We start from the raw sequence: 15,116 nt of genomic DNA, 5'->3' as shown, positions 1-15,116 counted from the left end.
CAGTCACTTCCGAACCGTCATATTTCCCCTATCGGGTCACAGGCCCGTCTTGGCACGGAGAGGCGCCGTCTAGTGTTGGTGAGCTATACGCAACTTACGACTCTGCGAGGGAACAATGACATACGAATTGCTTAGGACTGCCGTCGAGAAGAACACAGGCGTTATGGTTGTCGGAACGGGCGTGTCGATTCAATCTGTCGATTCGAATGTTCGACACATTACTTGGCCTGGTCTAATTGCCGATGGGGTGCAGTATGCAATGGACAACACTCTCCCAGCTGATACATGGTCGGACTGGGTGAAATCGGACCTTTTGCAGGCAGAAACCCAGCCCGAGGCGCTTCTACATGCGGCCGACAAGCTTCACAGTCAGCTTGGGGCGGCACACTTCAGGTCCTGGTTGAATCAGTCAATCGGCTGCCTTTCGGTTGACGACGATCGGCTGATGAAAGCCATCGATGCATTGCGGCAGCCAATATCCACGACAAACTACGATACGTTGATTGAGAAAGCGACAGCACGAGAGTCAACCTCTTGGAAAGACGTATCTGCGATGCAGGCGGCGTTTCAGGGACGGTCTACTGACGTTATGCACCTACATGGGGTTTGGAGGGACCCATCATCGATTGTGTTCGGCGCCAAGAGCTATGGGATGATAAAGTCTGACTTTGGCGCTCAGCTCCTCTTGAAGTTGGCAGGATATTCAAAATCAATGATTTTCGTTGGAGCTGGGGCTGGAATAAAAGATCCGAATATTGGCTCATTGATTAACGACGTTAGAGACTCAATTAAAGATTCTACCAATTTTCACTTTTTGCTGTGTTTGGAAGGCGATAAAGCCGATCTTGCTGAAGAGTTTTCAGGGTTTCCGATATTGCCGGTATCTTATGGAGAAGGATATTCGGATCTTGCGCCTTTCTTGGAAAAGTTAAAGATAGATTGCTGGGGCAACGGGGATGCTTCGGAAAAATTGAGTCGAGCGTCTGCCTCGAGGAATGCCATTGCGGATAAAGTGCGAAAAGAAATAATTACGTCGAGCCATGCTGAAAGTCCTGAAACTTTAGCAATGGAAGATATGCTAATACCGCCGGTATTATTGCCAGTTGCTCATGAGGAGTTGATGGCAACTATCGATGGTTCGAAAACAAGAGTCCGATGCGACGTCCATTCGGACGCGCAATCTATCGACGCGATGATCATTGTTGGTGCAGAAGCCTCAGGTCTAACTTCCGCTCTGGAATGGGTGGTTCATGAACGTGCGAGCGAATCGATCAATTTGACACCAGTCATGGTTGAATTTCCCAGCTTCGGCGTGCAGTTTCGCCCGATGGAGAGAGCAATCCGAAAAGAAATGAATGGATTTGGATTTTACTTGGCAGATTCGGAGCCATTACCGGACATCGTGGTGGCTGTTGATAACGTAATGGCTCCGCGACGAAAGGAGTCTGACATGGGTAAAATCTTTGATAGAATGCTGACTGACCTTAAGTCAGATAGTATCAAGTCCTTTGTTCTGGGATGCCGACCGGGAGCAGAGGTCGGCATTTCCACTCAACTTCGCCAAGCTGGTTTCGAGCCTGTTCTGCGGTATATTGGTCGAGTCACAACAGCGGATGCGACGAAATTGGCCAAGTTGGTTGCACCGAATCGAGCTAGTGAGTTAGCTGAGAAAGCTCTTTCCATTGCAAGAAAAGAGCATCTTTCGCGAACTCCTATGACATTAGCCCTGCTATTCGACGTGCTATTGCGCGGGGAGGTTACATTAGCTACGTCGTCAGCTACCTCGTTATTGGATGCTTATATTAGCTTGCTTTTAGGGCGTGGTAATCCATTTGAGGATGCTCGATTAACTTTGGATTCAATTGAGAGAGAGGCTATATTAGCTTCATTAGCCGAGGATTACGTCCGTAGGGGTATCGGCTCAATGTCACAATCTGACGCCATTCAATGCCTTGAAAATTTATTTAATGAAGTTGGATGGAGTGATGATCCGACGGAGGTTTTGGCAAATTTGAAGGCTCGACATATTATCAGTTACAGCAAAGGGCAAGTTAAGTTCACGCAAACTAGTTTCCTCCACCTGTTTGCTGCGAAAAGGGCGGTCGAGTCTCCAGATTTCAAAGCGTTCCTAATGAAGAAACCACTCTATTATGCACCAATTGTTTCGCATTATGCTGCCTTGACCAGAAATGATGAGGACATTCTGCGAACCGTGGGTAATCTCGTTAATGTCAGCTATGAAGAGACTCCGTATACTGGTAAAATATTTAGTAGTCTGGGATCGCAGTCAATTTTACCTGATAATGGACTGGAAAGTGCTCTCGACGAAATGTTTCCCAAAGAGAGTACTTCGACCGATTCCAGCCTCTATGGAGTCGATCAGAATGATGAAGACCTTTCGACTGATTCAAATGGAATCACAAAAACTTTTAAAGGCGATGCTACCGAAAATCAACTAGAACCTGATGATTATTTGTCGGAGAATTTTGAAGATGAAGATGCTGCTCCCTTTCCATCCCAAAATGTTGATGATGCTCCAGCGTTGATGCGGGCAATATCTGCTGTTACCTTGGTTTCAAATGTACTTAGAGACTCGGAGCTTGTTCGAAATCTTGAGCTAAAGAAATCTATTATGGCTAGCACTCTGATTGTGTGGGGCCGTTTGGTTGAGTTGTTAGACCACGACGAGGATCTGCGTGAGGTTGCTCAGCAGGTTGCACAGAACCTGGTTCAAACCTTCGAAATAGCGGAAAATGACCGAGAAGATTTTGAATTCAGACTTACTTCGACTTTCGGTTTTATGATTGGATCTCAAGGTATGGTTTCCAATCTTGCCTCGCGAAAATTAAACCGTGCTTTGGATCTGTGTTTTATTGATGAAGAGTTCGTCAGTGACGTGGGCGGCTCTGTTATGGGCGCCTATCTTGCATCAGTTATGGGATCAGATTCTTGGCCTAAAAAATTCATAAAAATGGAAGCGGAGCACAATAATATTCTTGTTGTTTCTTTACTGTTCTCGCTTTATGCTCAGTACGGATATTTTTATGGTACGAATGAACCGGATGATCTCCATGATCTGGAGGTGTTCCTTTGCAATGCGGAGATAAGTCGAAAAAAAATAACTAGAAGTTCAGAGCAGCAAGCTGAGCGCGCAAGACTTACGATTAAGCTTCGGGAGACCCGAACGAAAATTATCTCTGAGCGAGCAGCCAAAGAGGCGATTGAAAAACAGAGAGTAAGGGTTGCAGCGTTGGAGTGACCGCTCCGTCAATGGCAAGTTCGGTTTCTAACTCACCGATACGACGTATGTCGACTGGGCTGCCAATAGGATTACGACCGTGAGTGTAATGGCGACGTGCGAGAGCTCGGCAGGAAGGTCCGAGACCAGATCCTTTGTCCGGGTGCCATCGGCTGGATCGGCAATGTCGAATCGTAGTGGCCGTTGTCCATTGTCTTTTCGATGCGACGACCTGGAGCAGCGGCTCTTGATTGCTATGCACCTTCGCAGATACTCGGGTGTTGCGGTCGCCACACCCGAAGCCCCGCCGACGAAAGGAACTCAACGGCGTGAAGTGGAAGGATGGCCTCTTTCTCCTTTGGTCTACCTTCGTTTGGAGCGTGGCGATTCTCGCTGCCGCTCACTACGAAGGAGCCCCGAGTTGGCTCCATGATTTGCCAGCAACGCCGGGAAGCGATGCGGTCTTGTGGCAGGTTCAGACGATGTTCCTTTCGGTGGGATTCGCTGGCCTCGCGATCGCGGCGCAGCTCTTCGCTGAGACTCCGCTGGCGATTGGCGCGTCCCGTGGCCGCGTTCTGGAATACGTGCGTGCAGGGTGGTTTGTTGGGGTCGGACTTACGGCCAATGCTGTCATGGCTGTGGAAACCATCTGGTTGCCAAGCAGCATCGGTGCTCTCGGTGTCACCATCTTTTGGTTCGTGCCGACGGTGGTGCTGTTGGTGCGCTCGTACGTCAGGCTCATGCATCTCTTCGGTCGCCCGTCGCTACTCGATGAAGTTGTGCGGGTTTCTCTGGTTGAGGCTCTGGCCAGTCGCCTGACTACCGTGTCGCGTAACTACGCCGGGGCGAGGCGTCGATTGGATTCCCTCTTCGAGTCACAGTTTTTGGTCGGGGGCCTTAAGACATCTGAAGTAACGTTGCGCGTTCCGGTCCCACAGGTCGGGCTTGTCGTCAAAGCGATCGAGCCCGAGGTGGTCCGCCGAGCAATCACATCCCTCGGGCCTCGGACGAAGGGAGGCGGAGCAGGCGACGGTGGGAGCGTTGATCGTTACACACCACCCCAGGCGACTCTGGACATCGAACCGGGCGACCGAACTAGGGTCGGAGAGACAGCCTTCCGCATCCACACGGCACAAGAACTGACTCGGGGAGATCGGGATCGACTCGTCCGACTTTTTCAGTCGAGTATCGAGTTCGAGCCCTCGGGATCAGTCACACCTGACGAGGAGACGGATCGAGAGATCGTTATCTTGAAGGATGCTGTCGCCACGAGCTTGCGTTCGGGCGCCTACGGAACGGCCGAGCGAGCTCTCGGGCTGCTCGGCCACGTCGTACGTGGGGTCTGGACTGCACGACCGGAGAGCTTGGACTCGTCTCGCAGGTCTTCGTCCACCCGGAGCAACTGGTTGTACCGCAGCCTCAGCGAGGTTGAACAGGATGCATTGCTGTCCCCACGGGCAAGCGGTCTCTTCATCGATCAGGCGATGACGCGCGCAGTCGACGCGCCTCGAATCGGGTCGACGGAGTACGTCGACGAATGCCTGCGCAGCTTCACGCGCATCTGGTCCGATGTGCTTCGGAACGGCAACAGCGAGTTCGACTCGATGCCCGCCCACATCGTAACGTGCCTGCAGAACCTCGCCGCGTACTCGTTCGCAGCCGAGGAACGGAGCCACGACCTGCAGGCCCGGGCTACCTGGGCGATAGTCGAGCTCGTCAAGTTGGCACTTGACGCAAAGAATCTCGAGGCTGCCCGCCTGGCAGCGACGGAGTTGAGTGCCCTGTTCGAGTTCGCTGATGCAGACGGTGGCGCGCGCGCAAACGTTCGGACAGGTCAATTGGTTCTCAGCGGCTGGCTCGACTACCTCGCAGACAAAGAAGATGATCGGGACCCCGATGATCCACACTTTAGAGCGCTTGTAACGCCAAAAGGTACGTGGTCCGACATCCTCGCCGCTCGCGTCTCGGCGGAGCGCGGAACTACTCCGTTCAGCCGTTGGGGTTGGTGGGAGATGCGGACTTCCGCCTCCGTCCGTGTACAGCGTGTTGAACTCCCGCACTACATTGACCGGGCCGAGCTGGCCGCGCTCGCCTCGTCGTATGGCCACCTCCCTCCAGCAGCCAAGCAGGAGACAGCATCTGAGTACAAGCGCCTTCTGCAGCTGCTGGATGAGGGAACTCGCGACTTAAGCACTGAGGAATCGATACTCAAGCAGAAGCTCACCGATGAGGTCGATAAGTGGGATGCAGCCGAGGACGGACGGCTAGCACAGGAGCCGTTGTCGAAGTCCCGAGTCGACGTACTTCGGAACTCGCTGCGGGAGACATTGGATGCCAGAGGAGGGCTCACCGCGGAGGTCCCCGTTGTAGCCGACGTCCCTGAGTCAGTAACTAATTCGCGCCCGATCCTCGGTATGAACTTCCTGGTCCCGAGGCACTACCTCGTCGACAAGGTCTTCAACCAGACGTATGCCGACCCGAAACAACTTGGCGAAATGATTGCCCACGGTTTCGTCGAAGGCGAAGAACAAGCGATTGTGAAGGAGCTCCGCGCTTACCAAAGCAACCTGCTAGAACCAACAGCTCAAGCGATTCGACAGAAGATTGAATCCCTTGGAAATGAGGCTGAACACTACGTCCTCGTCACCCCGTATGGAGGGTTGATGGACCTTCCGGACTGGTACTCGACTGAGTTCAGGGAGGCGCTGGCTCGGGTGACTCACATGCAGACGGGCGTCCTCGATAGCGAGGCGATCCTCTTCGACCGACGCAGCACCCTTGGCCGTTATCGCAAGCCCGAAGAGAAGGACGGCCTGACAGCGATCGAAGGCACTTCAATCGCGATCGGAGTGTTCGAAGACGTGCAAGGCTATGTCGAGCCTCAGGTTCGAATCGAGACCGGCGAGTATTTTGTTGTCTGGGCAGGCGCCGCACCGCGCGTTTACAGATTTGCTTTGCCACCAGCCGCGGAGGCAGATGGCGGTGAGATGACAGACGATGGACGGTGCGGGCAATCTTGAACTAGTCGCTTGCGGAATGACACGTACTTCACCCGGCGAGATCATTGCTGACCACCATCGAGTAGCGGCGTCATGTCTCCTCTCGGTCGTCGGCGGTGTTGCACGCCATAACCACGCTTGCGCGGACGACGCATCGAGCTGCGGTCCGCGCGTCTCAATTTCTCGGCGTTCGGGCCGTGTCCGAGTTGGTGGCGGCGGTGCGGTGGGCCCCATCGACCACGCAGGAAACCGGACGATCGCGGAGACGGTGGTCCTCTGGTCACGACTCTCTGGCCTGTTCTGGGTGCCTACGTCACCGGCACACATCACCGTGGTTCGCCGTCCCGAAGCCCGTCCGGCGTTCCATCATTCCGCGTTCGTTTACCGCGTAACACGGTGCGGAAGTACAGCGGAACCGCTGTCATTTAGTTCTGAATGACGCAGCGCACTTTCCGTCGTGGGTTTTGCGCGCTATGTCCCCGCCGACTGGATGTAGGCCGCGAACACGCGGCTCCCGGTGTCGCGGTCTAGACGCTTTACGAGAGCCGCGACGATGCGGCTCGTGGACTCTGGACCGACGGCGTCGAGGAGCCCGCGGCACAGGATGTCGACGAGCTGGGCTAGGGCGTCAGCTCCGGGGTAATGCTGGTCGCGGAGAGCACCGGCCGCGGTGATGATGTGCTCGGTGACTCTTCCTGCGTCCTCGGGAACTCCGGCGCCGTCGACTCCCTCTGCGCCTTCGATGGCGGTAGTGAAGAATGGGTCTGCGTTGACGACTACCCATGCCAGGAGTGCAGAGACGACTTTGGGACGAGCCTGCGGATCAGTGGCAAGCGCGAGGCCGTTAGCGGCTAGGTGCGTCCAGGCGGCCGTCGTCTCGGAATCCATGTCACTGGGGCGGAGTCGGATGAGGGACCGGAACTCGTTGATGGCCTCGGGGATGTCGCGCCAGGCGGCGGGGCGGGAGATAGCGATGGCGAATGGGCTGTCGAATCTCCACTCGGACTGGTAGGCGAGGCTGTGCCAATGTTGGTCGATAGGTAGGTCGACAACGTTGTTGTCACGGAATGCTGCGATAGCGGCGGTGAGGTCGGCGTCATTGTCGAGTGCTCGGATGAGGTCGATCGACCCGAACGCGGGGACCCCCATGGTGCGGGCGAAGCGGCGAATGACGATGTCGTCGGCCCAGACTGCGACGCCGAGTTCTTGTGCGGCGGTGATCGCACTGAGCCACCGATCGTGGCGAGCACCCGGCGCGACGGGTGCGACGGGTGCGACCTGGAGGCCTTGAACGTCAGCCCAGACTTGCTCGGCGGCGTCGGCGTGCGCTCGCGCTTCGTCGGGGGAGATCTCGCTGAAAACGGGTTGTTGCGCGCGGCTGTCCCACCCCAGGGTTGCGGTCGATTTCATCGCGAGGCTGGTGCGAGCGCGGGCGATGTCCTCGCGGACGGGGCCGGGGACGATGACGGTATCGAAGTTCGCGGCCAGCTTCTTGAACGCTCGGCCAGTTAGGGGGGCGACCACGAGGGCGGTGGTGTCGACCACGGTCCGTCCACCGAGGGCACCGCGTGCTGTCTGTTCGCCGAGGTCTGCGTCGTTGTCCACGGCCAAAATGAAGCCGAGATCGCGACGGATGAGGCTCTCGGTGGTGGTGCGTCCCGCGGCGTCGGAGAGAGCCGCGAGAGGGAAGCGGCCAATGCGGACCTGGCGCGCGAGTTCTTCGAGTGCTTGCTGGCGAGCGTTCCCGGTGCGAAGGAACTCAATGAGCGGGTCGAGGTTGTCGTCTTCGATGGTGAGGCGGGTGATCGAGGTGTTCTCGCCGTGTTGTGTGAAGTAATTTTCGGTGTAGTCACGGAAGTCGGCGATTTGCGTCTCGGAGAAGCTTGTCGAGTCGGGTGCGGTGAACACGACCGACATGGCTGCTGCGGCGATCTGCTCATCGTCGGTCCAGTCTGCGGCAGCACGCATGAACATCGTGTACAGCTTGGGATCGCCGAGATCGGCGACGGTTGAGCCGGTTCGGGCGTCGCCGTGTGCACGCTGCTCGTCAATTGCGCGTCGGATGATGGATAGGAACAGCTGGGCTTTCTCACGTTCGTTGAAGCTGACCGCGGGAGCTTGGAGGAGAACCGTGAGTGCCTTCTCGAACTTCTCTTGGAAGAACAGCGCTTCGGCGAGCCGCCAGTACTCGATTTCGGGGACCGGCAGGTTGTTTTCACCCAGCTCCTGGATGACTTGCTCGGTCCGGCGTTCGGTGTCGGACCATTTGGACTCGCTGCGAGCGATCCATTGGAGTGCACGAAATACTTTCAGGCGCGCCAGCTTACTGTCGTCGCGGCCCAAGATGTTAAGGGCAATCTCGCGGGCGATCTCGACCAGGCCGTTGGCCATCGCCAGCGCCAATGCTTCGGTAGCCAGCGGAATGTCACCGCGGGATATTCCTTCGTCGAACACCATGCGAGCCGCTTCCTCAGCACGGTTGCTCGCGACGAGCGCGTCGGCGTGGGCCTCTAGCGCGAGTTCGTTGCGTTCGAGGCCGCGGACACACCGGAGGGCTCCTTCGTGGTCGCATTGGCTGAGAAGAACGCGCGCACGCATTACTTCGGCTAGGTCGGGGTCGATTTTCCCGAGTCGCATGATGTGTGCAGTGACGGTTTCTTGCTCGGGTTCATCGAGCGAATTGAATCTGCGGGCAAGCGCCATAAGGGCTTGGAAGTCGTCGTGATGGCCGCCTGCTGACAGCTCGAGCGCGGCGAAAAGCGCTGTCTTGGCTTCGGAGGCCATTTGCGGGCGGCTTCCGAGTACGGCGGCACGCATCAACTCACCCTCGGCCTTGTTCACGTTCTTCGCCGCGAGCGCGAGCGCGAGCTCATCGTTGCCCGTGGCCCGTGCGATGAATGCGCCTAGCCGGACCACCTCAGGGTCTCGCGATTCCTGCTGCGATGCAAGGCCATCGGGTGCCGGCAACAGCATGCGCAGCGCACCCGTGTAGTCGCCCTGAATTGACCGGGCCCGCGCTGCGGCGGCGAGGGCGCTCCCCGTGGAGCCGCCCCAGTCGCGGAGCGCATCTCGCACCGACATTGCTTCGGTCTCCACCTGCCTGGCGCTGCGCGAGATCTCGTCGGCGACGTCGGCAGCTGCGCGACCGACCGTAGATACCAGCACCCCGAGTGTCGTCTGAGCGAGCGTCAACCGGGTCCCCTCGGCGTTCGGGCGAAGCTCGACAGCCCACTGCGCAAGTCGCATACCGTCGTCGGCCAAGTCGCGAGTCACCGGGTTGCCGCGCAGGGTACGTGCCGCGAGCCCGGACTGGACGCCGAGTTGGTCGGCCGCGCCCGGCGCCAGCATCAGGAGCGCGAGCTGCCGGAGTATGGTCGCAGCGATCAGGTCCCGCAGCTCCGGGTGGAGATTCACGACCTGTACGGGTTCGGCCGGTGTGCGAAGCACGCCTGTCGGATCGATGAGGCCCAGTGAGGCGAGCGCTACCTCCGCTCTTCCTTTGGTTTTTGCGAGGTCTTGGTTCAAGACCGCACGGTAGACGTCGATAACTGGTTTGAGCCGGGCGAGGACGTCATCGTCGAAGTCATCAAGGGAAGATGGGCCGGGCTCGTCCGTGTTATCGCCATCGTTAACGTCGGCGTCGTTGCCGATGCGCTCAAGCCGCGCGACCAGGGTGAAGTACGCGCTCGCGTCCAGGTCGCCGGTGAGCCTCGCGGCCTCTGCGGCCTGGACGAAGGCGCGCCACGCGACCTTCGACCCGGACACTGATGCCAGCGACGCGACAAGGGCCCAGGCATCGCCGGTGTCGTCCTCGCGTAGCCATGCAGGGGGACGGTGAAGCGCTCTGCTGAGCCAGGTCGAAGCGGTGACGCCGGAGGCGCGCATCTCGGCGATGGCGTTCCGCGCCGCGCTCGCCCGGGTAGACGAGCGGCGCCCTAGGCGGTCTATCCAGGTCTGGGCCGCTCCCGGCAGTGTGACTACAGGTGAGTCCACTTGATCGCCGGAGGGGCCTGAAGTCGGGGGCAGTTGCCCTCCTCGCTTGAAGTCGTCGGGGTGGGCGAAGACCAGAATGTCGCGCAGCAGAGCGGCAGCGTTCCCTGCAGCAAGCGGCTGCTGGTCGTCGTTCCCGGCCTCTGACTTGTCGCCGATGAAGTCCGAGATACCGCGGACGGCCAAGACCGGGAGGTCGTGGATGTCCGACCCAGCCGCGAGGCCGAACGATTCCATGTCGAGGGCGGCTGCGTCCTGGAAGCGGTTGCAGATCTCCTGCAACACGGGGCTGTTCGTGTCCGCCTGAACAGCTTCGACGGACACGATGGGTGCGACGAACGCGTGTGGGTGCTTGACGTTGTAGTGCAGGCTGCGGGGCGAAGGAGTCCACTCGCTGTCGGCGATGCAAGCGTTTACGACGGCGACTAGCGGCGTCGGCGTGGCATACGTCTTGTCGCGGCCGAGGAGCTTCGATCCGGTCGTGCTAGCCACCTGCTTGCCTGCATACGGGTTGTGGATTCGGCTCGCGACCACGACGTCGAGGGGGCGCTGGTCGTCTGGTTTCAGCCCAGCGGCCGTGCCGACGAACGCGACGAGGTTCGCGCGTAGGTTCTGGGCGGCGAGGCCAACGAGCGCTGCCGATGTTGCGTTGCCCATTCCAGCGCGGGCGAGGTATACGGTCCAGTCGATGTTGTCGCCGGGCACCTCGCCGCGAACCATCCAAATGCCGCCCATACGTAGGCGTTCGGCGTTCACCAAGCGGTTGCGAACTTCGGTGTGCTCAAGTTCGACCGCGGTGACCACAAGGGCGACCCGTTCCTGCGGCGACCCGTCCAGTTCCGCGAGTCCGGCAACGTCCGCGGTCGTTGTCCAAAGAGTCGCACGCCCCTCTTTCCGTGAATCGACCAGCGCGTACTTCTCCAGCGCCTTGAGTGCCCGGTTCGCGGTGTTGGGCGCGACGCCGGCGATATCGGCTACCTGTCGGCCGCTTAGCGGTTGGGCAGATCGCCGCAGCATCCGGAGGATGTTGAGTTCGAGCGCAGTGAAAGTCATGCCCCAATACTGACAGCTGCGCATTACATGTGCAAACTGATTTATTGATTGCACATGCAGTGCGCTATCTGTTGGTCTTCGCCTTGTGGGGCTTTTTCGTGTGTGTGCGTGTTTAGGTGAACCGTGCCGGTTTTGATGCCGCATCCGTTTTGTGGATGCAGATCATGCCCAAGCGTTATCCGCCCGAGTAGCGTGAGCGAGCCGTCCGGGTGGTCCTCGACCACCTCGACGAATACCGGTCCGTCTACTCCGCATGCCAGGTGATAGGCGCGAAACTCGGCATCGGTGCCGAATCGCTGCGGAACTGGACCAAGCAAGCTCAGGTCGATGCGCAGCAGGTGCCCGGAGCGAGCACCGCGGAGCAGTTCGGATCAAGGAATTGGATTGTAAGAGCAGACAACCTTAGTAAGGCAACGAAATTGAATAAGTCGGCATCGATGTCGGGAGGGAACTCGACCCTCGCCGCGCTGATTGTCCAGTTCATCGGGGGTGGTGAATTGAACTGGTCATCGCAACACGGTTCTGTGGATGTGAGTGTACTTGTTCGGCAAGGACTTCCGCTGACTTTCGCCATTTGAGTTCTTTGCGAGGACGATTGTTGAGTGCGTCAGCAACTGCGTCGACTTCACATCGATTGTATCGGGACTGATCAGTACCCTTTGGAAAAATGCTGTCGCAGAAGGCTATTGGTGTTCGTTCGTCCCGCGCTGCCACGGACTGTAAGGATCGCAGGAATAGACGCAGATTCCGGTGGCATCGGCGAGGTCCGCGTGTCGCGCCATTTCCTTCCCCCAGTCCCTGGCCAACGATCGGTGGAGATACCCCGGCAGAGGCAACAATGCTGTAGTCAACGCATCACTGGCAGCCTCCGACCCCTACCCGGTGAGTGCCGGCCCGTTCTTCAAGCAGTCGTCTGCCGACGATCGCGACGCCGAGGCTTGTTGCGGCCCTTCCATCCCGCGACATCCGGTCCGGCGACCACTGTTCCGTCTTCGGCACAGACCTATCCGGAAAGCTTGTCTTGCAAGTACTCTCGCAACCGTTCGTACTCCGCGAGCTTCGCCGAGTTCGGGCTTCTTGCGGCGAGGTCGGCCTTCCACTGCGCGGTAGATGCACGGTACTCGATCTGCCCGCTGCGGGTGGCGACGTTGCGCCGTAACTCTCGCGAGAAAAGTCGACGGTGATCGCCTGATGTGGCGCGCAATTTCTCGTAAACCGACCTTCTGGGCTCGCAATATCGCGATGCCCTCGCGCTCGCTGAACGAAAGGTATCTTCCCGAGACCGCGGTCAGCTCAAAGGGCTGCATACCCCCAGCATGCCGGAACCACCGAGTGCCGACCGGCCCCGATACGCCGCGGGCGATCGCGGCATCCTCGCTGGTGAGACCCTGACGATTTGCGACCAGAACGCTCGCTCGAGGTCGGGGTCGTTCCGGTGACCGCATAACCGCTCGACCGGTCAATGATGCTGCCCACCCAGGTGGCCGTCCCAATTACACCTCCATAGTTGGGGGTGGTGCGTCCAGCGGTTGAACCTAGCCAGTCTTCGCGTATCGGCACTGCAAACGTGCTGGTGATACCTAGGATTCTGAATTAATTTCGCCTTGACTCGCCCGGTGATACTGTCCCTCCGTTCAGATCAATCGTCAACGGAAAGAAGCACGAACGTGGCCGCAAGTATCGCCCAGCTCGAAACTCTCATCAGCAAGCACCGGAACGAACCCGATGCTGCTCTCTCGGACAAGATTCATGAGGTCGCGAAGGAGCTCGTAGATCGGGCCTTGCTCAGCCCGAAGGGTGCGTCTGAGTACCTCAGCGAGCTGTAAGCCGGCGGGCGGGTTGCTTCTTAGGACGCAACCTTCTTTCCCCGTTTGCTTATTCGTCCACCTTTCGCGCCTGCGATTCGCGCAAGCCTGCGCGGTTGGTGGGTGCGCGTTCTTCAGTCGTGTGGGGTCGACGGTGATGGCTGCGACGATGTCGGCGTTGATCGGATCGCTATAGGGATCCGGCGTCGCGATGCGGACAACGCCGGTTCTGCTCGGTCCAGACAGGGCGACTGTCGAGGTATCGCGTGGCAATCCCGTACAGCGATGCCGTGAGTGTGTTTACGGGCGCGGGACTTGTAAGTGCATCGATGACTACGGGCTATGAGAGTGTCGCCGGAACGGGTGTGTTCCCCGTGCCGTGAACGTACAACGTCCGTCACTCGAGCCCTGCCGCGGTCGGTGATCCATACGGACAAGGCCACCGGGGCGACCACAGCGTTGCTGCTCGCCGTCGCACAGCCGCGGGAGACCTCCGCCAACGTCTACTTCGTGGTGAACAACTCACTGAAGCTGTACTTCGGCGAGCTGGAGCCCAGCCGATAGACCGCGACGCGAATACAGAAGACCCCGCACCGAATCTGAACTGCTCCCCGGACGTTGGCACTGAATTTCTCAGTCCAATTTTCCGGGGAGCAGTTCAATCCTGGTGCGGGGTCTTTTGTCATCTGTGGACCAGTCGTGATGAATTGCTGGACGGCTTCGATGACTGGTGTGGTTGTGTTCGGTCAGACCAGGAAGGTCTCTACGCCCGGGTGTACGACGCTGAGGTCGCAGTTCGCGATCTGCGCCAACTTCACGATTCGGTCGATGTGGTCGGCCGAGACGAACCCGATGCCGTAGCCGTCCGAGCCGGTGTCGAGGATGATCAGCGCGGAGCCGAGTTCGCGGCACCGTGCGGCGAGTGGCCACAGGAAGTTTTCGAGTTCTTCGGGGTCCCAGCGGTCGTCGGACTCGTCGAACTCGTTGACCCAGTCCCAGTTCATTGCTGCTGGGCAGGCGGGCAGCTCGATCAGGGATTCGCGAATCATGCCAGGGGTGTCGTTGCAATCGCAATAGGCCATGCCGGCCTCGTAAAGTCCGCCGGCCGCGCGGATGTCGGGGCCGTCGGGATACAGGGCACGGAGCAACGCATTGGACGGAGCCCATGTGTCCGCGATTCCACGACCGGCGATTTCTTCAGCCAATCGTGCCTGGCTCGGCTTCGAGCCGGGTGCGATGAGTTCGACGATCTCGGACAAAGCCTGCGTTATCTGCTGTGTGTCGGGCATGCGGGGAGAGTATTCGCTGTCACCGACAGGTGTCCGTCCTGGTTTCCATCAGGTCGATCGCGCCAGACGGTGGTGTTCGCCGCGGAGGAACGCAGCGGACTCGGGATCGGCAAGGTCGCCAAGGTGTTGTGGCCTCTTCCGTCCGCAACCATCGCGATCAACGGGGCCCGACACGCGTTCCCACCCCAGGTCGACGCCGACTTGAAGGCCGGCACTGGTGCCGGCGGCGGGCGGGGAGCTGCTGTTGCTCGGTGATGGGGTGTGCGGAGGGCTCGGGAGGGTCGATTTTCGGATGTTTTTGAATTTTGTTGTGTTTCAGTAACTTTGGGTGATTGGTTGGTGTGTAATTGGTTTCGGTGGTTACGCATGGAAGTGCTTTAGATGGGCTCGAATTATGTTGTGGAAGTTAGGATTTCAAGGTTTTGCTGTTCTGTGTTGTTTTGCGGTTTGGGGTGGGGTCCTGTAGGATGGGAAGCATGATGTCGATGAGTTGGCAGACGTGAGACGGGGTAGCTTCGAACGACCCCCGCTCCTCCCCAGCTTCGTTTGGTACTTGGGTACCGATTTCACAGTTCCGTTCAAATCCTATGGTGACAAATACAATTCAAGAATTTAGAGGAGCGAAGCGAGTCGATCGACGGCGGCCTGGCTGGACTCGCTGCGAGCCGCGAAGCGGCTCCCTGGCGGGGAGCGAAGCGAGCCGCTTCCGTTCCCGATGCGGAGCATCGGGAGAGCGCCGCGG

8 protein-coding genes and 1 pseudogene are annotated in these 15,116 nt (G+C 58.6%); 6 read left to right on the top strand and 3 right to left on the bottom strand.

Annotated elements, in window-relative coordinates:
- Positions 1–115: 115 nt before the first annotated feature.
- Complete coding sequence (locus tag EEB13_RS29630) at positions 116–3,259, top strand: SIR2 family protein (RefSeq protein WP_141486915.1); 3,144 nt, start codon at positions 116–118, stop codon at positions 3,257–3,259.
- Positions 3,260–3,720: 461 nt separating this feature from the next.
- On the top strand, positions 3,721–6,258 hold the full coding sequence (locus tag EEB13_RS29625; RefSeq protein ID WP_141486914.1) for a hypothetical protein: 2,538 nt from the start codon (positions 3,721–3,723) through the stop codon (positions 6,256–6,258).
- A gap of 450 nt (positions 6,259–6,708) precedes the next feature.
- Here EEB13_RS29625 and EEB13_RS29620 read toward each other — a convergent pair whose 3' ends face one another.
- Complete coding sequence (locus EEB13_RS29620; RefSeq protein WP_187328643.1) at positions 6,709–11,280, bottom strand: PIN domain-containing protein; 4,572 nt, start codon at positions 11,278–11,280, stop codon at positions 6,709–6,711.
- 209 nt (positions 11,281–11,489) lie between these two features.
- On the opposite strand from EEB13_RS29620, the gene EEB13_RS31695 reads away from it, so the two are divergent.
- Positions 11,490–11,858, top strand: a complete 369-nt coding sequence (locus EEB13_RS31695) for a hypothetical protein (protein ID WP_187328661.1) — start codon at positions 11,490–11,492, stop codon at positions 11,856–11,858.
- On the opposite strand, the pseudogene EEB13_RS29615 reads toward EEB13_RS31695, so the two are convergent.
- A pseudogene (locus EEB13_RS29615) lies at positions 11,761–12,587 on the bottom strand (IS30 family transposase). The gene EEB13_RS31695 and the pseudogene EEB13_RS29615 overlap by 98 nt on opposite strands.
- 360 nt (positions 12,588–12,947) lie before the next feature.
- Between EEB13_RS29615 and EEB13_RS31690 the strand changes: the two are divergent.
- Entirely contained in the window at positions 12,948–13,106 is a 159-nt protein-coding gene (locus tag EEB13_RS31690; protein ID WP_187328642.1) for a hypothetical protein, read from the top strand.
- 321 nt (positions 13,107–13,427) lie between these two features.
- Positions 13,428–13,649, top strand: coding sequence for a hypothetical protein (locus EEB13_RS29610; RefSeq protein ID WP_141486912.1), 222 nt, complete (start codon positions 13,428–13,430; stop codon positions 13,647–13,649).
- 182 nt (positions 13,650–13,831) lie between these two features.
- On the opposite strand, the gene EEB13_RS29605 is transcribed toward EEB13_RS29610, so the two are convergent.
- Entirely contained in the window at positions 13,832–14,374 is a 543-nt protein-coding gene (locus tag EEB13_RS29605; RefSeq protein ID WP_141486911.1) for a hypothetical protein, read from the bottom strand.
- 69 nt (positions 14,375–14,443) lie between these two features.
- Here EEB13_RS29605 and EEB13_RS29600 point away from each other — a divergent pair, with 69 nt between their 5' ends.
- Complete coding sequence (locus EEB13_RS29600) at positions 14,444–14,629, top strand: hypothetical protein (protein ID WP_141486910.1); 186 nt, start codon at positions 14,444–14,446, stop codon at positions 14,627–14,629.
- Positions 14,630–15,116: the final 487 nt, after the last annotated feature.

Source organism: Rhodococcus sp. WS3 (assembly GCF_003797085.1).
In the GTDB taxonomy this organism is placed as follows: Bacteria; Actinomycetota; Actinomycetes; order Mycobacteriales; family Mycobacteriaceae; genus Rhodococcus_F; species Rhodococcus_F globerula.
The sequence above is the reverse complement of the archived record's forward strand: the minus strand, read 5'-3'. Positions and strand labels throughout refer to the sequence as shown.